The following is a 22931-nucleotide window of genomic DNA, read 5'->3' on the forward strand; positions in this document are numbered from 1 at the left end:
GGGCCTGGGCCGGCGTATCGGGAGGGCGGACCCCCTTTGTGCATGGGAGCGCTCCCATGCATAATGGGCGCCACCCGACCCCATGGGAGCGATTCCATGCCCGACCTGACGACCGTGACGTTTCCTCCTGCCTTCCTCTGGGGGGCCGCGACCTCCGCTTACCAGATCGAGGGGGCGGTGCGGGAGGACGGTCGCACGCCCTCGATCTGGGACACCTTCAGTCATACGCCGGGCCGTACAGCCGGTGGCGAGCACGGCGACATCGCTGTCGACCACTACCACCGCTACCGCGACGACGTGGCGTTGATGGCGGACCTGGGCCTGAGGGCGTACCGCTTCTCGGTCTCCTGGCCGCGCGTGCAGCCGACCGGCCGGGGCCCCGCGGTCCAGGTCGGCCTGGACTTCTACCGCCGCCTGGTCGACGAACTGCTGGCCGTGGGCATCAAGCCGGCGCTCACCCTCTACCACTGGGACCTGCCCCAGGAGTTGGAGGACGCGGGCGGCTGGCCGGAGCGCGACACCGCGTACCGCTTCGCCGAGTACGCGCAGATCGTGGGCGAGGCGCTGGGCGACCGCGTGGAGCAGTGGATCACGCTCAACGAGCCCTGGTGCAGCGCGTTCCTGGGCTACGGCTCGGGGGTGCACGCGCCGGGCCGCACGGACGCGGCGGCATCGCTGAAGGCCGCCCATCACCTCAACCTGGCGCACGGTCTGGCCACTTCGGCGCTGCGCGCCGCGATGCCGGCCCGCAACTCGATCGCGGTGAGCCTCAACTCGTCGGTGGTCAGGCCCGCTTCGCAGTCTCCTGCGGACCTGGCGGCGGCCCGGAAGATCGACGACCTGGCCAACGGGGTGTTCCACGGTCCGATGCTGCACGGGTCGTATCCGCAGTCGCTGCTCGACGGGACGAGGTCGGTCACGGACTGGTCGTACGTCCACGACGGCGACCTGACACTCATTCACCAGCCGCTGGACGCTCTGGGGTTGAACTACTACACGCCGACCCTCGTGGAGGCGGCGGCCTCGGCTTCGGTGGGCCCGCGCGCCGACGGCCACGGCCTGAGCGCGTACTCCCCCTGGCCCGGCGCGGACGACGTCGCGTTCCTCCAGACCCCGGGCGAGCGCACGGAGATGGGCTGGACGATCGACCCGACGGGCCTCTACGACCTGATCATGCGCTACGTCCGAGAAGCACCGGACCTGCCGCTGTACGTCACGGAGAACGGCGCGGCCTACGACGACAAGCCCGACCCCGAGGGCAACGTCCACGACCCCGAGCGGATCGCCTACCTCCACGGCCACTTGTCGGCGGTACGGCGGGCGATCGCGGACGGGGCGGACGTACGCGGCTACTACCTGTGGTCCCTGATGGACAACTTCGAGTGGGCGTACGGGTACGAGAAGCGGTTTGGGGCCGTGTACGTGGACTACGCGACACTGGCGCGCACGCCGAAGTCGAGCGCGCGGTGGTACGGCGAGGCGGCGCGGACCGGCGTACTGCCGACGGTGGGGGGCGTCTGACCGACGGGGGACTCCGGGGGACGGGGCGCGGCACGCCTAGGGGACGTGCCGCGCCCCGCGGGTTGTCCCGTTGAGGCCCGTTCACCTCATTCACAGCCACCCCTCAGACCCCCTCCAGCAACCCCTCAGCCCCAAGACGTCTGATCTCCATGTACGGGGTGATTCGATCCCGGCGAAGACGGGAGGACGTCATGTTTTTCATCGTGTTGGTGCTGCTGGCCCTGATCGTCGGCGGGGCGGTCGCGTTCGGTAAGAGGCAGGCGGCGGGCGGGAGTTCGCGGTTCGGGACCGGTTACGTCCCCGGAGCCGGAGCCGCACCCGGACTCGCTTCGCAGAGCTACGACGCCGATGCCGACGCCGGTGCCGAAGCCACCCGCTGGGTGGAGCGGCTCGGGGGGAGTCTGTCCACGCTGGACGCGGGTGGCAACACGGCCGCGCGGCAGGCGCTCGCCGATGCCGCCGAGCGGCACCGGGCGGCCGAGGGACAGCTCGCCACCGCCTACTCCCCCATGCAGTACGGACTGGTGACGCAGACCGCCATCGAGGGGCTGCATCACATCCGGACCGCCCGCAGCGCGCTGGGCCTGGACCCGGGGCCGGCGCTGCCGGAGCAGGGTGCCGGTGGGCAGGTCACGGTCGGTGGGCAGACGTACACCGCCTCCGCACGGCCCGGCACGCGCACGCCGTACTACTACCCCGGCGGCGTCGTCAACGGCCGTTCCATGCCCGGGGGTTGGTACAGCACCCCGTGGTGGAAGACCGCCCTCGTCGCGGGTGCCGCCGGTGTCGGTGGGATGTTGCTCGCGGACGCGTTGTTCGACGGGTTCCATCACCATGGGCCGCACGGTGGGATGTTCGGCGGGGGGCCTGGTGGGTTCGGGGGCTTCGGCGGCCCCGGGCCGTTCTGAGTCAGTCCCGTCGGCGCGGCTCCCGGACCACCGCCACCCCGCCCGGCGGGACAATCACCGGACCGTCCAACGCCCGCCCACCGGTGAGGAGTTCGACCGCCCCGGCCGCGACCGGCACCTCGGCGCCCCGCCCCGCGTGGTCGATGAGGAACAGGTAGTCCGCCTCCGACCCGCGTCGCACCACCGCCTCCACTCCCTCCGGCGTCACCCGCACCGGCTCCACTCCCGCCTCCGCGCGGATGCGGTCCAGGAGGGCCCCGAGGGTTGCCGGGTCGGGGCGCGTGGCCACGTACCAGGCCGTGCCGGTGCCGTGCGTGTTTCGTGTTATGGCCGGTACGCCCGTAAGCGGGCCCTCGGCGAACGACGTGATCGGCTCGGCGCCCGCCAGCGCGACCCGCTCCGACCACAGGGAAGCCGTACCCCCGCCGCTCAGGCCGAGCGACTCGCCCGGCAGCAACGGGAACAGTTCGTCCGTCCGTATGCCCAGTGCCTCGCGGAACGCGCCGGGGTAACCGCCCAGCCGTACATGGCAGTTCTCGTCCACCGCGCCGCTGTGGAAGCCGACGACCAGCGTGCCGCCGGACGCGGCGAAGGCGGTCAGGTTGGCCGCGCCCGTCTCGTCCACCAGGTAGAGGCTCGGCGCCAACACCAGGCGGTACGGGGACAGGTCCGCGTCGGGGCGTACGAAGTCGACCGCCACTCCGGTGCGCCACAACGGCTCGTACCAGGAGCGGACTTGGTCCAGGTAGCGGAGCTCCTCGCTCGGCTGGGAGGGGAGTTCCAGGGCCCAGCGGGCGCTCCAGTCCCAGACGACGGCCACCGAGGCGGTGCCGGTGCTTCCCTCTACCTCCGCCAACGACCTTAGATCCGCGCCCAGTTGGACCACGTCCCGCCAGATGGCGCTGTCCGTGCCCGCGTGCGGGAGCATCGCCGAGTGCCACTGTTCGGCGCCCGCCTTCGCCGCCCGCCACTGGAAGTAGGCGATGCCGTCGGCGCCGTGGGCCACGTGGGCGAGCGCGTTGCGGCGCAACTCCCCTGCGGACTTGGCCCTGTTGACCGGCTGCCAGTTCACGGCGCCCGTCGAGTGCTCCATCAGCAGCCACGGGCGGCCGCCCGCGAGGGAGCGGACCAGGTCGCCGCTCATCGCGATGTCGATCTCCGACTCGGGGTCCGTGGAGCGGAGGTAGTGGTCGTTCGACACCACGTCCAACTCCGGTGCCCAGCGCCAGTAGTCCAGCGCGTCGAAGTTGAACATCACCATGAAGTTCGTGGTGGCGGGGGTTGCCGGGGCCGCCTCGCGCAGCACCTCCCGCTCCGCCTTGTACAGGGACAGCAGCTCGTCGCTGCAGAAGCGGCGCCAGTCCAGTTGGTGGGTCGGGTTGGGGACCGCGCCGGTCGCGCGGGGCGGCAGGACCTCGTTCCAGTCGTAGTACCACTGGCTCCAGAAGGTCGTACCCCAGGCGGTGTTGAGGGCCGGCAGGCTGTCTCCGTACCTCGCGCGCAGCCAGCGCCGGAACGCCTCCGCGCTCTCGTCGCAGTAGCAGGCCGGGTTGTGGCAGCCGTACTCGTTGTGGATGTGCCACATCGCGAGTGCCGGGTGGTCGGCGTAACGGCGTGCCAGCTCGCCCGCCATCCGCAGCGCCGCCTCACGGTACGCGGGGCTCGACGGGCAGAAGGTCTGGCGGCTGCCGTACGACAGTCTCCGGCCGTCCCGGTCGACCGGCAGGGCCTCCGGGTGCGCGCGGAAGAACCAGGCCGGGGGTGCCGCCGTCGGGGTCGCCAAGTCGGCCGCTATGACGTTGTGTTGGAGCAGGTCCAGGACGCGGTCCAGGAGGGTGAAGTCGTAGACGCCCTCGGCCGGTTCCAGCAGGGCCCAGGAGAAGATGCCGATGCTGACCATCGTCACCCCGGCCTCGCGCATCAGGCGCATGTCCTCGGCCCAGACCTCCTCGGGCCACTGCTCGGGGTTGTAGTCGCCGCCGTATGCGATGGTCATCGCTCAACTCCCGTCAGGAGGCGGCGGGTTGTCGTCACGCCCCACTGGTCAAGGGAGAGCAGGCGGTCGCTGGAGGCCATCAGGCCGCCGGTGGCCTCCACATGGGCGGCCCAGCGTTCCCTGGTCTCCACCGCGGGGCGGGCCATCAGGCAGTCGGGGTCGTTGACCCAGAGGCGGCCGTGCTGCCACTGGCGGGCCGCGCCCGTGAACTCGGCTGGATCCTGGCCGGGTTGGGAGTAGTCGTCGGCCTCGGGGCGGCGGTGCGGTGCCGTGTCGGGGCTGACCCGCATCGCGTCGAACAGGCCGATGGAGGGGAGGATCGGCGCGCCGCAGCCCAGCAGATAGGCGTCCTCGCCGATCGCCGCACGGATCAGCGCGATGCCGGTCCGGTAGGCCTCGACGGCGTCGACTTCCCTGTGGCGTACGCCGTCCAGGGCGCCCGCGTACAGGAAGTCGGTCTTGAAGTAGTCGTAGCCCTCGGCGCGGAGAGTGGCGAAGACGGTGGTCAGGTAGGCCGCCGCGCCCGGGTGGGTGATGTCCAGGACGCACAGGTCGTGGCCCCAGTTGCGGCCCGCGTGCGCGAAGCCGCCCGCCGCGTCGCGCACCAGCCAGTCCGGGTGCTCGGCGGCGAGGTCGCTCGCGGGGTCGACCAGGAAGGGCGCCGTCCAGATGCCCGCCCTGCGGCCCCGGGCCCGGATCGCGTCGGCCATCGCGGCCCGGGAGCGGAAGCGGCCGGACAGCGTGAGCCAGTCGCCCAGCGCCTTCTGGTAGCCGTCGTCGATCTGGACGACGTCGATGGGGAGGTCGAGGGTGTCCATCGCGCGCAGGTTCTCGTGGATGTCGTCCTCGGTGACGGCGGTGAAGTACTCGTACCAGGAGCACCAGACCGTCGGCGCCGGGCGGGGGTCCGGGACGCCGAGGGCGTCGGCCCAGTCGCCCAGCACCGCTTGGACGCTGGTGCCCGTCCACTCCTTCACCGGGCCGTCGGCGGCGACCTCGGCCACCCCGTCCCGTACGGCCAGCCGGATCGAGGGGACCGATCCGGTGGGGTCGACCGCCGCCCACAGGCGGGCCGGTGAGCCGTCGCCGGGGTCGAGGGCGAGCAGGCCCTCGCCCTGGAAGACGCCGGCCGGGACGGTGGCGCCGGGGCGGTAGCACACCGTCGCCCAGTTGGCGTCGGTCGGCCGGTGCGGCCGGGCGCCGAGGGCGTAGGCGCCGCTCGGACTCCAGGACTGCCAGCCCTCCTCGTGGACCCGGGCGGTGCGCGGGTCCACGGGGACGGAGACGAGCGGGGTGAAGGGGTGGTCGTACACGGTGGTTCTCTTTCGACAGAAGGGCGCGACGGGCGGGCCGTCAGCCCTTGTTGGCGCCCAGCGTGAGACCGCTGACGAACTGGCGCTGGAGCGCGAAGTACACGATCAGGGTCGGGATCGCGGTGAGCAGGGCGCCGGCGGCGACCAGGTTGGGGTCGGTGAAGTACTGGCCGGAGAGGTTGTTCAGGGCCGAGGTGATCGGCATGTTCTCGCCGGTCGAGATCAGCACGATCGCCCAGAAGAAATCGTTGTAGATCCAGATCGAGAGCAGGGTGGCCAGGGCCGCCATCGCGGGCTTGCACAGGGGCAGCACGATCTGCCAGTACTGGCGCCAGACGGACGCGCCGTCCACCAGGGCCGCCTCGGTCAGCTCGTGCGGCAGCATCCGCATGTAGTTGCTGAGCACGAAGGCGCAGAAGCCGGACTGGAACGCCACATGGATGAGGACCAGGCCGAGCGCGGAGTCGTAGAGCTTGCCGCTCATCGTGATGCCGGGCAGGTCGATCAGCAGGTACATGCGGTACAGCGGGGTGATGATGACCTGCTGCGGCAGCAGGTTGCCGGCCGTGAACACCAGCAGCAGGAAGATGTTCAGCCGGAAGTCGAAGCGGCTGACGTAGAACGCGACCATCGACGACAACAGCAGCGTGAGCACCACGGCCGGGACCGCGATGATCAGCGTGTTGACGAAGTAGTGGATCATGTCGGACTGCTGGAACGCGTTCTTGAAGTTGTCGAAGTTCAGCGTGTCCGGCCAGGAGACGTAGCCCTTGTTGCTGGTCTCCGAGTACGGGCGCAGGGCCGCGTAGACCGCCCACAGCAGCGGGGCGAGCCAGGCCAGCGAGGTGACGACGAGGAACGTGTGCAGCAGGACCCGGGCCGGGCGCAGCGGGGTGCGCTGCTTCACGCCGAGCGCGGCGGTGGGGGTGGTCATGCGCGCCGCTCCTTCCGGAAGGTCGCGATCAGGTACGGAATGATGACCGCGAGGGAGATGACCAGCAGGACGACGGCGATCGCCGATCCGTAACCGATCCGGCTGGACTCGCCGATGATGTTGTTGGTGATCAGGATCGACAGCAACTCGGTGCCCTGGGCGCCCTTGTTGAAGACCCACACCAGGTCGAAGGCGCGCAGCGACTCGATGATGGTGACGACCAGGACGACCGTGTTGGTGGGGCGCAGCGTCGGGAAGATGACGTTCTTGAACGTCTGCCACTCGTTGGCGCCGTCCAGTGCGGAGGCCTCCCGCAGGGACGGGTCGACGCCCTTGAGGCCGGCCAGGTACAGGATCATCATGTAGCCGGCGTGCCGCCAGGACGCGGCGATCAGGACGGCCCACAGGTTGAGCTTGGGGTCGCCGATCCAGTCGATGTAGTGGCCCGGCTTGTTGGCGCCGATGAGGCTGTTGATCAGGCCGGTGTCGGGGTTGTAGATCAGCTGCCAGACGAATCCGGTGACCGCCAGCGACATGACGACCGGCAGGAAGAACGCGGTCTGGTAGACGCGGCTGAAGCGGATGTTCTTGTCCAGCTGGACGGCCAGGAACAGGCCGAAGGGCGTCGGCAGGAGGATGAGCACGACGAACCAGATGACGTTGTGCTGCAGGGCGGGCCAGAACTGCGGGTTGTCGGTGAACAGCTGGCGGAAGTTGTCCAGCCCCACCCACTTGATCGTGTCGAAGCCGATGCCGTCCCAGCTGGTGAAGGCCAGGGCGATCGAGGCGAGGGCGGTGACCCATACGAGGGCCACGTGCAGAACCGTCGGTACGCCCGCCATGAAGGCGAGCGTGATGCGGTCACGGCGGGTCAGCAGGCGCTTGTGGCCCTTCGGGACCCGCTTCTTCTCAGGCGCGGGGCCCGGAGACGGAACGGCGTCCGCCTCCGGGCTCGTCGTGGTCGTCTCGGAGATCATGAGGAGGCGAAGATCGTCTTCTTCTGGCGCTCGATCGACGTCAGCAGACTGTCGACGCCCTTGGGGTTCTGGAGGAACTTCTGCAGTCCGGGCTGCATCACCGTCGAGGTGAAGTCCGGACGGGAGTCGCGGTCCATGAACTGGGTGAGGCTCTTGGCGGCGCCGATCATGTCGAACGCCTTCTTCTGCAGCGGCGAGTACGCGGCGGTGGAGGCCTTGTTGGAGGCGGCCACCACGCTCGGGTCGGTCTTGAGGTAGAGCTCCTCGGCCGCTGGGCTGCCCAGGTACTCCATGAGCTTCACGACACCGTCGTGGTTCTTCGGGGCCTTGCTGACCATGAAGCCGTCGGTGGGCGCCTCGACGGTGTCCTGGCCGTACGCGGAGTTGATCTCCGGGAAGGCGAAGAAGTCGAGGTCGTCGAGGTCGGCCTTGTTGGTGAACTGCTGTGCCACGAAGGAGCCGAGGAGGTACATGCCGGACTTCTTCGACACGATGCCCTGGGCGGCGTCCTGCCAGGTGCGGCCCATGAAGCCGTCCTGGTGGTACGGGAGCAGCTCGGCCCAGTGGTCGAAGACGGCCTTGACCTTGGCGTCGGTCCACGACTCGGTGCCCGCCATCAGCGCCTTGTGGAAGTCGTAGCCGTTGAGGCGGAAGTTGATCTGGTCGAAGGTGCCCATCGCCGGCCAGGCGTCCTTGTCGCCGAAGGCGATCGGGACCAGCCCGTCCTTCTTCATCTGCTTGCAGAGGGCGACCAGCTGGTCCCAGGTGGTGGGGACGGAGTAGCCCTTCGCCGCGAAGAGGCTCTTGCGGTAGAAGATCGCCCACGGGTACGTGGTCAGCGGCACGAAGTAGTACTTGCCGTCCTCGCCCTTGCTGAGCTTCTTCATCGCGTCGGGGAAGTTGTCCCCGATCTTCGCCCAGACGTCGTCGATCGGCGTGGCGAGCTTCTTGGCCGCGAAGAACTGCATGCGGTAGCCGGCGAACCAGTTGAACACGTCGTCCGGCGTGCCCTGGAGGTAGGAGTTGATCTGCTCCTGGAAGGTGTTGTGGTCCTTCGTGTTGACCTTGACGGTGATGCCGGAGGTCTTCTTGAAGTCCGCGTAGACGCTCGCGAAGGCCTTCTTCGGCACCGCGTCGGACGCGTTGGAGCCGAGTGAGACGGTCTTCGGGTCGGACGAGCTACCGCTGCTGCCGCAGGCGCTCAGCAGGGGTATGCCGGCTCCGAGGACGGCGGCGCCGCCTATCCCGCGCAGGACTGAGCGGCGGCTGGCGGCGGGGAGAGAGAAGTCGGTCATGAACGGCTCCTGAGGGACGGGGTTCGGCCGGAATGCGCCACGCCCCAGGTCGTCGTAACCGACCAGAAACCAACGCGACCAAACACGGTGGCGTAATAACAGTCCTATGTCTGGTCATGCGTCAACACCCGATGCCTTCATTTGTCGAAACGTAATCGACACGATGGAGCAAAAGAAGCGGACGCACAGCCGAGTGGCTGCGCGTCCGTCCTGAGCCGCCTGGGGTAACTGGGCCTGTGGGTGACTTGTGGGGCTCGCGGGGCCCGTGGGGCGCCTACTGGAAGGCGGAGAAGGCCTTGGAGAAGGCGGACGGGGCCTGCGTGATCGAACTGCAGGTCGCGTCGGCGGTGGGCTTGGCTCCTCCCGCGCACTGCTTGTCACGGGTCGCGGACCACATCGCGAGACCACCCAGACCCTTCGCCTTGGCAAACGCGACCAGTTGGTTCGAGTCCTCGACCGTGAAGACCTCCGATGACACGTCGTTCACACCGATCATCGGCGTTACAGCAACCGCTTTCCATGCTGCGCCTTCAGAAAGCCCGAGAACGCTCTTGACTTGGGCCTGAGTCGCTGTAGCCGCTTGCTGTGAGTACGTTCCCATATCTCCGCTGTACGCCGGTCCGTAATCCATCGCCATGATGTTGACCGTGTTGATCTTCACGCCGTTGGACTTGGCATTGGACAACAGGTTCACCCCGTCCTGGGTGAGGCCCTCGGGCATCACCGGGAGGGTGTAGGAGACGTCCAGGTTCGGGTGCTCCTGCTGGAGCTTGGCTATCGCCTGGGCGCGGATGGTGTTCGCCGCCGTGTTGGGCAGCGCGCCGCCCTCGACGTCGAAGTCGACCTTGGTCAGGCCGTACGCGTCCACGACCTTGCCGTAGGCCGTCGCCAGCGCGCTCGCCGAGCCGCAGGTCGTCGCCAGCTCGGAGCCGGAGGCACCGCCGAAGGAGACCCGGACGTCGCCGCCCTTGGCGCGCAGGGCGCCGATCTGGGAGGCCACGCCGTCGCTCGCGAGATCCGTCACACCGCCCCACTTCGGGGTGCAGCCGCCGCCGTCGGTGATGAAGGCGAGTGTGTAGTTCTTCACACCGGTCGCGGCGACGTTCGCGAGCAGGTCGTAGGCCGGGTAGAGGGAGGTGTCGACGTACGGGGCGAAGACCGCGCCGGCCGTCGTCCCGGTGCCGCTGCTCTGGGACGGGGAGGCGGTGGGGGTGGGGGTGGACGTGGGGGTCGGCGAGGCGGTGGGCTTCGACGAGGCCGTGGGGGTCGGCGTGGGGGTCTGCGTCGGGCGGCCACTCGGCTCCGGCGTCGCGGTGCCGTCCGCCGAGCACTGGGCGTCGTCGATGAGGCAGCCGGTCGGCTGGCCGGTGCCGCTGACCACGAAGCCCACGGTGACCGACTCACCGGCCGCGAGACCGTCCGTGTCCCACTTCGGCGGCTTCACGGTGACGTGCCGGCCGCTCACGCTCGACTCGGCGTTCCACAGCGAGCTGAGCGTCGAGCCGGAGGGCAGGTCGAACTCCAGTGTCCAGTCCTTCTCCCTGGCACCGGTGGTGTTCGTCACGACGTACTGCGCGGTGTACCCCGTCGACCACTCGCTGGTCCGCGTGTAGGCCGCGCCGACGCTCGCCGCCTGGGCGATGCCGGTCAGCATGATCGCGCCGCCACCGACCACCGCCGCGGCGACCGCTCCGCCGATCACCTTGTTCCTGTTGCTGATCCTGCGCCGGTGCGTGCTCATGGCGTGCCTGCTTTCACTGTCCGCGGGGGGTGGGTGCGGCAGCACGCTAGCGAGCCGGAATCGGGCAAAGCGCCTGATCCGGGCGGGGGTTGGCGATCTTAGGGTGCGCTTAAGGAAGGGATCGGGAACGGTTAAAGGTCGAGACCAATGCTGAGACCGATCGGGACCGCCGACGCCGTCGTACGGCCCCGCGATGGCCCCTGCGCTCGGGCTCCCGCCCGTCCAACTGGATCCAGATCCGCACCTCCGTGCCGCCGAGCACCGAGGAGCCGATCCGTACGTCCCCGCCCGTCGACTCCGCGAGCCGGCGCACGATGTCCAGGCCGAGCCCGGTCGACCCGGCGCTGCCGGAGCCGCGCCCGCGGGCCATCGCCGACTCGGGGTCCCGGATGCCGGAGCCGGCGTCCGAGACGAGCATGATCACCGCGTCCTCGCCGTTGTGCACGTCGACCGCGAAGGCCGTGCCCTCGGGGGTGTGCCGGAACACATTGCCGAGCAGGGCGTCCAGCGCGGCGACCAGGTCGGCGCGGGCCACGGGTATCCGCACCGGCCGCTCCACCCCGGCCACCCGCACCTTGCGGCCCTCGTCCTCGGCGAGCGCGGACCAGAACCGCATCCGCTCGCGCACCACCTCGGCCGCGTCGCACCCGGCACCGGGCCCGGCCGCCACCGTCTGCGGCTTGGCCTCGCGCGCGGTCCGGATGATCGTGTCGACCTCCCGCTCCAACTGCGCGACGGCGGTCCGCGTCTGCTCGGCGGCAGGCCCGTCACCGAGCGAGGCCGCGTTCAGCCGCAGCACGGTCAGCGGCGTCCGCAGCCGGTGCGACAGGTCGGCCGCCAACTCCCTTTCGTTCGCCAGCAGTTGTACGACCTGGTCGGCCATGGAGTTGAACGCGACCGCCGCCAGCCGCAGTTCGGTCGGCCCCTCCTCGGGCACCCGCGCCCCCAGCTTCCCCTCCCCCAGTTCGTGCGCGCCCTCCACGAGGCGCTGCGCGGGCTGCACCATCCGTACGCCCAGCCGGTCGGCGACCGCGACGGACCCGACGATCAGCGCGAGGCCGACACCGGCTAGCACCGCCCAGGCCGTACCGACGCCGTTGGTGACCTCGGACTCCGGGACGTACACCTCGACGACGGATATCTCGCCGGAGCTGAGCGCGACCGGCTGGAGCAGGGTCGAGCCGCCGGGCACCTCGGTGGTGGAGGCGCGGCCCACCTTCCGTACGGTCGCGATGTCCTTGTCGGCGGCGCGCTGCCGACCGATGTCGACGGCGGCCTTGCCGTCCCCGGCCGGTATGTGCACGGCCATCCCGGCGTCCGCGCCGGAGTTCGAGCCCGCGGAGGCGACGACCTTCTCCAACTGGTCCCGGTCGGTGGTGATGGAGAGCGCGGGGGCGACGGCGGCGGCCTCCCGCTCGGCGTTCGAGAAGGCGCGGTCGCGGGCCATCTCCTTGATGACCAGGCCGAGCGGCACCGCGAAGGCGACGACGACCATCGCCGCGATCGCCAGACAGACCCTGACCAGTGCCCACCTCATCGCAGGGACTCCGCTCCCGGTGGCTCCAGCTTCACGCCGACCCCGCGCAGGGTGTGCAGATAGCGCGGCCGGGCCGCCGTCTCCCCCAACTTCCGGCGCAGCCACGACAGATGGACGTCGATGGTCTGGTCGTCGCCGTACGACTGCTGCCACACCTCGGCGAGGAGTTCCTTGCGCGGTACGACGACGCCGGGGCGGCCGGCCAGGAAGGCGAGGAGGTCGAACTCGCGGCGGGTGAGGTCGAGTCGGACGCCGTCCAGCTCGGCCTGGCGGCGCAGCGGGTCGACGGTGAGGCCGCCGACGCGGATGACCGTGGACGGGGGTGCCTCGCCGGTGGCGGCACGGGAGCGTCGTAGGACCGCGGACATGCGGGCGGAGAGGTGGTCGACCGAGAAGGGCTTGGTGAGGTAGTCGTCCGCCCCCGCGTTCAACAGCCGGACGATCTCCGTCTCGTCGTCCCGCGCGGTGGCGATGATCACCGGGACGTCGGTGATCCCGCGCAGCATCTTCAGCGCCTCGGACCCGTCCAGGTCGGGCAGTCCGAGGTCGAGGATGACCACGTCGAAACGGAAATGGGCGACCTCGCGCAGCGCCTCAAGTGCCGTACCGACACTGCGCACCGTGTGCGCGGCATCGGTCAGATGCCGGATGAGGGCCGAGCGTACGAACTGGTCGTCCTCGACCACGAGCACACTTGCCATGCGCCGCACCGTACGCCATGTGGACGACCCGTATCCGGGCCTGTGGACAACTCCCCTTCTGTGGACAACCGGTGGGAGCGCTGTCGCCGCCGGAGCGAGATCGGCGGGACACCTGTGGGGCGCGTGGGGCAGTATGGCCGCGATGCCCAGAGGACTCGTCAACGGATTCGCGCACGTGCTGGCCTGGTCGCTCGCCACCGGCGCGGCCGTCACGCTGTCCTGGTGGGGCGTCCACACGGTCATGACGGGCACGGCCTACGATCCGCCGCGCGCCCTGCCCATCACGGCGGCCGGCGCGAGTGCGCAGGCCGCTCAGCCACCGGCCTCTCCGACGCCCCGCACCGAGTCCTCGCCGAGCCCGTCGAGCACTCCGACGCCGACCCCCACCGCCGGCCCCACCGCCACGAGGACGACGACGGCGAGCCCGTCCCCCTCGACGTCCGTCTCCGGCCAGGTGAAGAGCTACGCCACCGACGGCGGGCGGGTGGTGCTCGACCTCGCCCCGGCCTATGTGACGCTCGTGTCGGCGACGCCCGGGACGGGCTGGGCGATGCAGGTGTGGAAGACGGACTCGTGGCTCCGGGTGGAGTTCACCAAGGGCACGGACAAGGTGTCGGTGATCTGCACCTGGCACGACGGACCGCCGCGCGTGGATGTGGGCAACTACTAGAGGAACCGCTGACGGAACTGCTAGCGGAACACCGACGGGGGCGGCGCCGGTGAGGCGACCGCCGCGGCGTCCGTCACGGGTAGTGCGCCGCCCGTGAAGTCGGTGAGTTCCCGGCCGTGTTGGAGCCGGCCCGGGTGCGGGTCGGAGGCCGCGCGCCGGGTGAGTTCGGCGAGCGGCAGCGGGTGGTCGGAGGCGACGAGCACCGCGTTGCCGAACCGCTTGCCGCGCAGCACCGTCGGGTCGGCGATCAGCGCGCGTTCCGTGAACCTGGCGGCCACGGTGGCGATCTGGCCGCGCAGGTGGGCGAGCGGGGGTCCGTCGGCGAGGTTGGCGGCGTAGAACCCACCGGGCCTCAGTACCCGGCGTACTTCGTCGAGGAACTCGACGGAGGTCAGATGGGCGGGCGTCCGGGCGCCGCTGAAGACATCCGCGACCACGAGGTCCGCCCAGCCCTCGGGCAGCTTCGCGAGGCCCGCGCGGGCGTCCATGGAGCGCACCCGGATCCGCGCGTTGGGGTCCAACGGCAGCTCACGGCGGACCAGTTGGACGAGCGCCGAGTCGAACTCGACGACCTGCTGGGTGGATCGGGGGCGGGTGGCGGCGACGTACCGGGCGAGCGTGAGGGCGCCACCGCCGAGGTGCACCGCCTGGATCGGCTTGCCGGCCGGTGCGACGAGGTCGATGACGTGCCCGAGGCGGCGCTGGTACTCGAAGGACAGATACGCCGGGTCGTCGAGATCGACGTACGACTGCGGTGCCCCGTCGATCAGCAGGGTCCAGGCACGCGCGCGGTCCCGGTCGGGTATCAGCTCGGCGAGCCCGCCGTCGACGGCCTCGACGACGGCCTCGGCGGTGCCGGCACCGCGCCGGGGGGTCCTGGACTTTCCCATAGGGTCATTATCGGGGGCCCTCGGCGGGACGGCGCGCCCGGGCGGGGCGTCCCGGGCGGGCGGCGGGAGCGTGTCCATCGGGCGGCCGGAGCAGCGCCCGACGTCGACAGAGCCGCCGGCTGTCCGAGGCTGGGCCTGTCAGGCGTCCGCACAGCGCACGTCGGGCGTCTGCTGTCCACGCCGGCACGGCGTCGGCCGGAACTCTCGGCCGGAAGTCGGCGCGGGACGTCCGTCCGACATCCATCGCGGTCGTCCTCCGCGCCGCATGACGAGCCGTCTGTGCGAGGGCGCGTCCCTACGGCTCCTGCGAGTCCGGGGCGCCTGAAGACCGTCCGTGCACCCCCGCGGAACTCACCGGCAGCCGTCCGCCGCCTCGATCAGCCGGGCCGCCTCTCCCAGCGCGGCCCGCAGGACCTCCGGGTCGGTCGCCAGGTCGGCCTCGCCGGGGGGCAGCAGCCAGTCGGAGCCCTCGACCGGGGGTTCGGGGTCGGGGGCGAGGGTCAGGCCCCTGCCGTTGGTCTCCGTGCAGGTGCTGCCCGGCAGGTCCCAGGCGGCCGCGGTGCCCGGCGGTACCAGGAAGCCGAGGGTGTCGCCGCCGTCGTCGTGCAGGACGGGGCCGACCCCGTCGCAGGCGCCGCGCCGCAGGATGTCGACGGCCTCCAGGCCCTGCCGCGTCGGCACCGTCACCAGGTCGCAGGCGGGGTCCGCGACCGGTGGCGCACCGCACTCGGCGCTCGGCATTCGAGGATCGACGCTCTGACTGGTCTCCATCCCGGTCTCCACCACGGAACCCCTCCTTGGACGAGCGGGTCGGGAGTCGGGTGGCTCCCGGACGCATGGAGTTCAACGCGTCGAAGCGTCAACGGCTACGGCACAAGTCAGCCGCAAAGGATGGCAGTTCATGGCAGATCCCGGATGAGATATCCGGTTTGTAGCCAAACCCTGTGTGGCGGGTCGTTCACAGCAGGTACGTTCTTGCCCGCTGGAAACAGGGCGTCACTCACACAAGTCACCCTGAATCCGGCATGGTTCGACGGTTCGCACGAGAGGACCCGGCCATGGCGTCGTCAATGGTGACCCCGTCCCCGTTCCCCCGACCACCGAGACCCAATCTCGCCTTCCGGCGGCTGCGCGGACAGCGCTCACCGGCGGAGTTCGCCGCGGCCGTACGCCGGTCCGCGCGTGAGATCGGCGAGCGGGTGAGCTGCGACGCGCGCTACGTGGGCCGCGTCGAGGCGGGTGAGATCCGTTGTCCCAACTACGCGTACGAACGGGTGTTCCTGCACATGTTCCCCGGCCGCACGCTCGCCGACCTCGGCTTCGCGCCCCGCTCGTCCGTACGCGGACGTGGAGCGCGCACCGCCGAGGACACGCTCCCCGTGCACCCCGCGAGCCCGGCATGCACCCCGCATGAACCGGGCGGAGTGGGTGAGACGGGGAGGGTGTACGAGCCGTATGACCCGCAGGACCCGTACGACACGCACGAGAACGACGAGAACCACGAGGAGAGCGACGTGCTGCGTCGCGCATTCATGAGGGGCGGCACCGTCACGGTGGCCGCCGGCACTCTGGGCCCGCTGGGGCTCGCCTTCGATGCCGTGGCGGCGGAGTGTTCCGTCCGCCGTCCCGGTACGAGCGAGGCGGGCGCCCTGGAAGAGGCCGTCCGCAGAATCCGGCTGCTCGACGACCGGCACGGCGCCGACGGCCTCTACCGGCGCGCGGCGGCCCCGTTGCGCGCCGCCTACGCCCTGCTCGACGCGGGCACCACCCGGCAGTCCGTCGCCGAGCGGCTGCACTCCGGCGCCGGTGAACTCGCCATCTCGGTGGGCTGGCTGGCCCACGACTCCGGTCGCTTCGACGACGCGCGCTCGCACTACGCGGAGGCGCTCGCCACGGCCCGGGTGACCGGGGACCCGGGCCTGGAGGCACACGCCTTCTGCAATACGGCGTTCCTGGCGCGGGACACGGGCCGCCCGCGCGAGGCGGTGCGCGCCGCCCAGGCCGCGCAGCGCGTCGCCCGCCCCCTGGGCTCCGCCCGGCTGATGTCGCTGCTCGCGCTGCGCGAGGCGGGCGGCTGGGCGGGGCTCGCCGACCGCACCGGCTGCGAACAGGCGCTGGCCCGGGCGCAGGCCCTCTACGAGCGGGGCCACTCGGACGCCGATCCCGAGTGGATGAGCTTCTACGGAGAGGCCGAACTGGAGGGTCTTGAGGCGCAGTGCTGGTCGACGCTGGGCGACTGGCCGCGCGCGGCCCGCCACGCTCGACGTGCGGCACAACTCCAGGACCCGCACTTCACCCGGAACATCGCCCTCTACACGGCCGAACTCGCGGACGACCTGGCCCGCGGCGGCCGTCCCGACGAGGCGGCGACGGCCGGGATGCGGGTCCTGGACCTCCTGGACCTGGTCCAGTCGTCCCGCATCCAGACGATGCTGGCGAGCACGGCCCGGGTCCTGCTGCCGCACCGGCGGGCTTCTGGGGTGTCGACGTTCCTGGAGCGGCACTCCGGGGTGCCTCGTACGGCGGCCTAGCTCGCCAGTAGAGCTGCTAGGCGACGAGGTGCCCCAGGTCGTTCCAGCTCTCGATCGCCGGTTCGCCGTAGGCCCAGCCGAGCACCGACAGCGAGGTCGGGTTGAGGCGGATACGGGCCGCGAAGTCGATCGGCAGGCCCAGCCAGCGGGCGCCGATGGAGCGCAGGATGTGGCCGTGCGCGAAGACCAGCACGTCCCGGTCCGCGCCGCGCGCCCAGGCGACGACCTCGTCCGCGCGGGCGGTCACCTCGGCGAGGGTCTCCCCTTCGGGGACGCCGTCGCGCCAGATCAGCCAGTCGGGCCGTACGGAGCGGATCTCCTCCGGGGTCAGGCCCTCGTAGGCGCCGTAGTCCCACTCCATGAGGGTGTCCCAGTGGGTCGCGCGCTCGCCGAAGCCGGCGAGTTCGCAGGTCTCACGCGCGCGTGCCAGCGGGCTGGTGCGCACCTCCACCCCGGGGAGGCCGTCGAAGGGGGTCCGGTGCAGTCGTTCGCCGAGCACCTTGGCGCCGCGTCGGCCCTCTTCGAGGAGCGGGACGTCGGTCCTGCCGGTGTGCTTCCCGGACAGCGACCATTCCGTCTGTCCGTGCCGGGCCAGCAGGATGCGCGGTGCCATGAAGGACCTTTCCGGGAGACTTCCCTGGAGAACTGAGATGCGGACCACTCCATCATCGCGCACCCTTCGGAAGGGCAACCCGGCGGGCGATCTCTGCGTCTTTGAGGTCCGGGGCGCCCGAAACGGGCGCGCTCATACGCCGTAAAGTGTCCAGACCGACCAACCGGGCAGCCGGATCACCAGGGCACCGCACCAGAACAGAAGGGGGAGGGCGATCGGATGCCGCAGACCGAGACACCAGGCATCGAGGCGGATCGCCGAACCCGGCTGCGCTGGTGGACCGAGCTGCCGCTGATCCTCATGGTGTACGCCTCGTACTCGGCGGGACGGCTGCTGGCCAGGGGCGACACGGCGAGCGCCGTCGACCACGGTCTGTCGATCCTGCGCGTCGAGAAGTACCTGCACATCAACGCCGAGCACCCGCTCAACCGCCTGTTCACACGCGAGTCCTGGATCGGCGTACCGGCCGACTTCTGGTACGCGTCGCTGCACTACCTGATCACGCCGGCGATCCTGATCTGGCTGTTCCGCTCCCGCGCCCAGGTCTACCGCGCGGCCCGCACCTGGCTGATGACGTCCACCTTCATCGGCCTGATCGGCTTCACCCTGCTCCCGACCTGCCCGCCCCGACTGCTCTCCCCGGACTACGGCTTCGTGGACACCATGGCCAAGTACAGCTCGTACGGCTGGTGGGGCGGCGACGCCAGCGCGCCGCGCGGCCTGGGCGGCATGACGAACCAGTACGCGGCGATGCCGAGCCTGCACTGCGGGTGGGCGCTGTGGTGCGGTGTGATGCTGTGGCGGCACGGCGGGACGCGGCTCACGAAGGTGATCGGGGTCGTCTATCCGCTGCTGACCGCGATCGTCGTCATGGGCACGGCGAACCACTATCTCCTCGACGCGGTCGCGGGCGTGGTCGTGATGGGGCTCGGATTCCTGCTGGCACCGCGGGTGATGAAGGTCGCGGACCGGATCCGGGCGCAGTTCGAGGGGCGCGGTTCACTCGTCGCAGCCCGCTCTCGTGGCGCAGGGACCTCAATTGTCAGTGGCGGATGCCAGACTTCGGCGGGTGAGCGAATTCCACGGCAGCGCGAGTCGCAGCTCGGTACCGGAGCCGAGCCGGGTGCCTCCCCCACGGACGCGGGGGACGGCGCTCCGGCACCGGCTCGCTGAGCTGCGCGGTCCGGACGTCCCGGCCAAGGCGCTGGACGCGCGAGCCCTCGCGGCGCTGGCCGCGAACCCGGGCTGCAAGCGGCGGGCGATCCTGGACGGCGCGGGGGTGAACAAGGCGGTGCTGGCCGACGCGCTCGGCTCGCCGTCCGCCTTCGGGCAGTCCCAGTTCGCCTTTATGCGGGGCAACGCCTTCGAGGCCCGGGTCAAGGCGGACGGCGGCGCGGAGCTGCTGCGGCTGGTGCACGAGAAGCTGGACCCGGGCGCCGAGCCGCCGACCCGCGCGCGGGTGCCCGAGCTGGCGGCGATCGGCCCCGAGGGGCGGGCGGCGCGTACGGCGCTCGCGCTGCGCGAGGCCACCGAGGCCGCCGCCTGGACCTTGCTGGACCACCCCATGCTCGCCCTGGACGTGGCGGGCTCCCCGGCCTTCCTGGAGCCGGACGCGGTCGTCGTGCACCCGGACGGCAGTTGGACGGTCGTGGAGATCAAGTCCTTCCCGATGCTGGACGGTTCGGCGGACCCGGCCAAGGTCGGCGCGGCGGCCCGCCAGTCGGCGGTGTACGTACTGGCCCTGGAGGAGGTCGCCGCCCGCCTGGAGCCGGCTCCCCGCGTCCGCCATCGCGTCCTCCTGGTGTGCCCGAAGGACTTCTCCAACCTGCCGACCGCGTCCGCCGTCGACGTCCGCAAGCAACGCGCGGTCACCGGCCGCCAGTTGGCCCGGCTCACGCGCATCGAGGACATCGCCGACGCGCTCCCCGAGGGCACCTGTTTCGCCCCGGACCGCCCGGTCGCCGAGCTGACGGCCTCGGTCGAGTCGGTCCCGGCGACCTACGCACCGGAGTGCCTGGCCGCCTGCGAGCTGGCCTTCCACTGCCGCGACCACTCCCGCGCGTCCGGCGCGGTCACCGCCCTCGGCCGCTCCCTGCGCGCCGAGCTGGGCGACCTGACGACGGTCGACGAGGTCCTGGCGGCGGCCCACGGCGAGGCGGGCGACCCGGACGACCCGGCGGTGGCCGCGCTGCGCAGGGCGGCGGAGCTGCGGGCCGAGGCGCTGGCGTTCGTGCCGGCGCCCGACCCGGAGGGTGCCGCATGTCACTGATCTCAACTCTCGCCCGGCTGGAGGCCGTTCGCACCGGCCGCGCCCAGCCCGCCGCCACCGTCCGGCACCGGCACCTCTCCGAGCGCCCCCTCGTCCTCGTGCCGCTCACCACCGCCGGTGAGGCCGGGGCGCCCCTCGGCGCGCTCGTCGGCACGGACCGGGACGCCCCGCGGCTGCTCGTCGTACCGCAGCCGCGCGACCGCGACCTCAGGTTCACGTTCCTGGCCGAACTCGCGGACGTGGTCCTGCCGTACATCGACACGTTCGCCGACGACGTGGAGGCCGCCGAGCGCAGCGAGACCGACCCGGAGACCGGCAAACGCGTCAAGGTCGAGGTCGAACTGTGCGCGGACGCCCCGCAGTTGATCGTGCCGAGCCGCCCGGGCATCGAGCTGGTCCGACTGCTCGGCCGGTCGATGCGGTTTCGCCGTACGGCCGAGCAGGACCCGGAGACCCCGCACCCCGCGCCGCCCCGCGTACCACTCCTCGGCCGCTGGCTGACGCACTACGGGGAGCGGGCCCGGGTGCCCGGCTCCGCCCTGCTGCTGGCGCTCACCGAGGTGCTCGGCCGGCACTGGGCCACCGGGCAGTCCAGCCTGGAGGACCAGCACCTGGGCGCGCTGCTCGCCTGGATCGACCCGCCGGGCGGGGTATCCGGCGCCGAGGCCGCGCTCGACGCGGAGCTACGGCGGGACGCGCAGGGCCAGTTGATCTGCCCGCCCGCGGGCCCGGCCACCGACCCGGCGTTCGACAACAAGCTGCTCGCCCCCGCCATCGAGCGCTACGACCGTGCCCGCACCGCCCTCGCCGCCGCCGAGGACGGCCTGGAGGCCGACGACCGGCTCGGTGAACTCACCGCCGCCGAGCGGGAGATCAGGGCCCTCGTGGAGAGCCGCACCCGCCCCACCTGGGACGCGGTGTGGCACGGACTCGACCTGCTGCGGGCGCTGCCGGAGGGCGCGCACGCCGTCGACCGGTGGACCCGCGACCGCTGGTCGTTCACCGGCCACCGGGACCGGATCGTGGCCGGTGAGCCCCCGCAGCCGCGCCGCGACGACGCGGTCACCGCCGCCAACAAGCTCGCCACGCGCGAGCGGGAACAGGCCCGTCTGGATGCCCAGGAGGCCCTGGACGACCCGCTGGTGATGGCCGGACGGCGGCTCGCCGGGGAGGCGTTCGCGGGCGAGGTCACGGATGTCGTCATGGCGTACAGCGAGGGCAAGAGCCCCCGCCCGCGCCCGCTGGTGACCGTGCGGACGGACGACCGGCCGCATCTCGGGGAGCGGGTGAAGGTGTTCCGGTCGCTCGGCGGGAAGCCGCAGTCTGCGGAGTTCGTGGGGCACGAGGAAGACGGCGCACTCGTCATCCTCCGGGTCGTCGACAAGATGGGCCGCGGGAAGGAGCCGGAGACCGGCTCGGTGCCCGAGAAGGGCGACCGGATCTGCTTCACGCTCTTCGAGCACGAGCAGCGGGGCGGCGCGAAGCTGCCCGACCAGGAGCAGACACCGTGGACGCACGGCGGGCCGCCGGGCGAGGAGCCCGTGCGCGAGTCCGCCGACCCGGTGACCGAGGAGGACGTGCTGTGACCGCGGACACCGTGTTCGACCCGGGTGCCGAGGCCGGCCGCGCCACCGACGCGATCCTCCGCGACACCCTGCACAGCACGGCACGCGGGGTCGTCGTCGACTCCCCGCCCGGCGCCGGCAAGTCCACCCTCGTGGTCCGCGCCGCGCTCGAACTGGCCGACGCGGGGCGCCCGTTGATGGTGGTCGCGCAGACCAACGCGCAGGTCGACGACCTCGTCGTCCGGCTCGCCGAGAAGAACGGCGAGCTGCCCGTGGGCCGGCTGCACAGCAGCGACGCGGACCCGTACGACAAGGCGCTGGACGACCTGCCGAACGTACGGAAGTCGGCGAAGGCCGGTGAGCTGGCCGGGCTCCCGGTCGTCATCTCCACGGCGGCGAAGTGGGCGCATGTCACGGTGGACGAGCCGTGGCGGCACGCGATCGTCGACGAGGCGTACCAGATGCGCTCGGACTCACTGCTGGCCGTGGCCGGGCTGTTCGAGCGGGCGCTGTTCGTGGGCGACCCGGGGCAGTTGGACCCGTTCGCGATCGTCGGCGCGGAGCAGTGGGCGGGCCTGTCGTACGACCCCTCGGCCTCCGCCGTGACGACCCTGCTCGCACACAACCCGGAACTCCCGCAGCACCGCCTGCCGGTGTCCTGGCGGCTCCCGGCATCGGCGGCCCCGCTGGTCTCGAACGCCTTCTACCCGTACACCCGCTTCCGCAGCGGCACCGACCACGGCGACCGGCGGCTGGGCTTCGGTGTCCCGTCGGACGGTTCGGGCCCGGACCGGGTGATCGACGAGGCCGCCGAGTCGGGCTGGGGCCTGCTGGAACTCCCCGCCCGCCACACCCCGCGCACGGACCCGGAGGCGGTGCGGGCGGTGGCGACGGTCGTACGACGCCTGCTCGACCGGGGCGGCGCGGCCACCTCCGAGCGCTCCCCCGACCCCACCCCCCTGACCGCCGATCGCATCGCGGTCGGCACCGCGCACCGCGACCAGGCGGCGGCGGTCCGCGCGGCGCTCGCCGAGCTGGGTGTCACGGACGTCACCGTGGACACGGCGAACCGGCTCCAGGGCCGGGAGTTCGACGTCACAGTGGTCCTCCACCCCCTCTCCGGCCGCCCCGACGCCACCGCCTTCCACCTGGAGACGGGCCGCCTCTGCGTCCTCGCCTCCCGCCACCGCCACGCCTGCATCGTGATCTGCCGGGCGGGCGTCACCGACCTCCTGGACGACCACCCGTCGACGGAGCCGGTGCAGCTGGGGGTGACGGTGAAGTTTCCTGACGGGTGGGAGGCGAACCATGCTGTGCTGGCGCACCTGGCGGAGCACCGGGTGGTGTGGAGACCATGAACCGGCGCTCCGGCACCCGGCCGACGAGCACTGGGCCGCCTCCCCGCCGGACGGAGTCCGGCACGCCGCCGGAGGCGGCCAATGGAAACAGCCTGATGGGTGGGAGGCGAAC

General features: G+C 71.5%; 19 protein-coding genes. 8 read left to right on the forward strand and 11 right to left on the reverse strand.

Features of this window, described 5'->3' with window-relative positions; translation table 11 throughout:
* Positions 1-96: 96 nt before the first annotated feature.
* Entirely contained in the window at positions 97-1521 is a 1425-nt protein-coding gene (locus AB0M63_RS34155; protein ID WP_366022072.1) for a GH1 family beta-glucosidase, read from the forward strand.
* Between the two features lie 191 nt (positions 1522-1712).
* Positions 1713-2429, forward strand: coding sequence for a hypothetical protein (locus AB0M63_RS34160; protein WP_366022073.1), 717 nt, complete (start codon positions 1713-1715; stop codon positions 2427-2429).
* Position 2430: 1 nt separating this feature from the next.
* Here AB0M63_RS34160 and AB0M63_RS34165 read toward each other — a convergent pair whose 3' ends face one another.
* The 8 genes from AB0M63_RS34165 to AB0M63_RS34200 all read right to left on the reverse strand — a co-directional run bounded on the left by AB0M63_RS34165 (position 2431) and on the right by AB0M63_RS34200 (position 12923).
* A complete protein-coding gene (locus AB0M63_RS34165; RefSeq protein WP_366022074.1) occupies positions 2431-4425 on the reverse strand; it encodes a beta-galactosidase in 1995 nt (664 codons plus the stop codon).
* Positions 4422-5738 carry a glycoside hydrolase family 36 protein gene (locus AB0M63_RS34170; RefSeq protein ID WP_366022075.1) on the reverse strand — a complete coding sequence of 439 codons (1317 nt, stop codon included), beginning with the start codon at positions 5736-5738 and terminating at the stop codon, positions 4422-4424. Before AB0M63_RS34170 ends, AB0M63_RS34165 begins: the two co-directional genes overlap by 4 nt.
* Before the next feature lie 40 nt (positions 5739-5778).
* Entirely contained in the window at positions 5779-6672 is an 894-nt protein-coding gene (locus AB0M63_RS34175) for a carbohydrate ABC transporter permease (protein WP_355913546.1), read from the reverse strand.
* On the reverse strand, positions 6669-7649 hold the full coding sequence (locus tag AB0M63_RS34180) for a sugar ABC transporter permease (protein ID WP_355913543.1): 981 nt from the start codon (positions 7647-7649) through the stop codon (positions 6669-6671). The genes AB0M63_RS34175 and AB0M63_RS34180 overlap by 4 nt, the downstream gene beginning before the upstream one ends.
* On the reverse strand, positions 7646-8944 hold the full coding sequence (locus AB0M63_RS34185) for an ABC transporter substrate-binding protein (RefSeq protein WP_355913540.1): 1299 nt from the start codon (positions 8942-8944) through the stop codon (positions 7646-7648). The genes AB0M63_RS34180 and AB0M63_RS34185 overlap by 4 nt, the downstream gene beginning before the upstream one ends.
* A gap of 274 nt (positions 8945-9218) precedes the next feature.
* On the reverse strand, positions 9219-10685 hold the full coding sequence (locus AB0M63_RS34190; protein WP_366022076.1) for a cellulose binding domain-containing protein: 1467 nt from the start codon (positions 10683-10685) through the stop codon (positions 9219-9221).
* Between the two features lie 109 nt (positions 10686-10794).
* Positions 10795-12222, reverse strand: coding sequence for a HAMP domain-containing sensor histidine kinase (locus AB0M63_RS34195; RefSeq protein WP_355913534.1), 1428 nt, complete (start codon positions 12220-12222; stop codon positions 10795-10797).
* The gene (locus AB0M63_RS34200; RefSeq protein WP_355913531.1) at positions 12219-12923 is read right to left on the reverse strand and encodes a response regulator transcription factor; all 705 of its coding nucleotides are present in this window, start codon (positions 12921-12923) and stop codon (positions 12219-12221) included. Before AB0M63_RS34200 ends, AB0M63_RS34195 begins: the two co-directional genes overlap by 4 nt.
* 142 nt (positions 12924-13065) lie before the next feature.
* Here AB0M63_RS34200 and AB0M63_RS34205 point away from each other — a divergent pair, with 142 nt between their 5' ends.
* Positions 13066-13593, forward strand: a complete 528-nt coding sequence (locus tag AB0M63_RS34205; protein ID WP_355913528.1) for a hypothetical protein — start codon at positions 13066-13068, stop codon at positions 13591-13593.
* 20 nt (positions 13594-13613) lie between these two features.
* On the opposite strand, the gene AB0M63_RS34210 is transcribed toward AB0M63_RS34205, so the two are convergent.
* Positions 13614-14483, reverse strand: a complete 870-nt coding sequence (locus AB0M63_RS34210) for a fused MFS/spermidine synthase (protein WP_355913525.1) — start codon at positions 14481-14483, stop codon at positions 13614-13616.
* A gap of 351 nt (positions 14484-14834) precedes the next feature.
* Entirely contained in the window at positions 14835-15269 is a 435-nt protein-coding gene (locus tag AB0M63_RS34215; protein ID WP_355913522.1) for a hypothetical protein, read from the reverse strand.
* A gap of 272 nt (positions 15270-15541) precedes the next feature.
* Between AB0M63_RS34215 and AB0M63_RS34220 the strand changes: the two genes are divergently transcribed.
* Positions 15542-17014, forward strand: coding sequence for a hypothetical protein (locus AB0M63_RS34220; protein ID WP_366022077.1), 1473 nt, complete (start codon positions 15542-15544; stop codon positions 17012-17014).
* Positions 17015-17030: 16 nt separating this feature from the next.
* Here AB0M63_RS34220 and AB0M63_RS34225 read toward each other — a convergent pair whose 3' ends face one another.
* Entirely contained in the window at positions 17031-17627 is a 597-nt protein-coding gene (locus AB0M63_RS34225; RefSeq protein WP_355913516.1) for a histidine phosphatase family protein, read from the reverse strand.
* Positions 17628-17846: 219 nt separating this feature from the next.
* Between AB0M63_RS34225 and AB0M63_RS34230 the strand changes: the two genes are divergently transcribed.
* Genes AB0M63_RS34230 through AB0M63_RS34245 form a run of 4 tightly spaced genes read left to right on the forward strand, consistent with a single transcriptional unit; the run spans position 17847 to position 22819 of the window.
* Positions 17847-18800 (forward strand): phosphatase PAP2 family protein, encoded by a 954-nt coding sequence (locus tag AB0M63_RS34230; protein ID WP_355913513.1) that lies wholly within the window; start codon positions 17847-17849, stop codon positions 18798-18800.
* The gene (locus AB0M63_RS34235; protein WP_355913573.1) at positions 18751-19896 is read left to right on the forward strand and encodes a hypothetical protein; all 1146 of its coding nucleotides are present in this window, start codon (positions 18751-18753) and stop codon (positions 19894-19896) included. Before AB0M63_RS34230 ends, AB0M63_RS34235 begins: the two co-directional genes overlap by 50 nt.
* Complete coding sequence (locus AB0M63_RS34240) at positions 19887-21482, forward strand: hypothetical protein (RefSeq protein WP_366022078.1); 1596 nt, start codon at positions 19887-19889, stop codon at positions 21480-21482. The genes AB0M63_RS34235 and AB0M63_RS34240 overlap by 10 nt, the downstream gene beginning before the upstream one ends.
* Positions 21479-22819 carry an AAA domain-containing protein gene (locus tag AB0M63_RS34245; RefSeq protein ID WP_366022079.1) on the forward strand — a complete coding sequence of 447 codons (1341 nt, stop codon included), beginning with the start codon at positions 21479-21481 and terminating at the stop codon, positions 22817-22819. Before AB0M63_RS34240 ends, AB0M63_RS34245 begins: the two co-directional genes overlap by 4 nt.
* The last annotated feature ends 112 nt before the right edge of the window (positions 22820-22931 follow it).

This window comes from Streptomyces sp. NPDC051576, from assembly GCF_040681835.1.
Classification (GTDB): Bacteria; Actinomycetota; Actinomycetes; order Streptomycetales; family Streptomycetaceae; genus Streptomyces.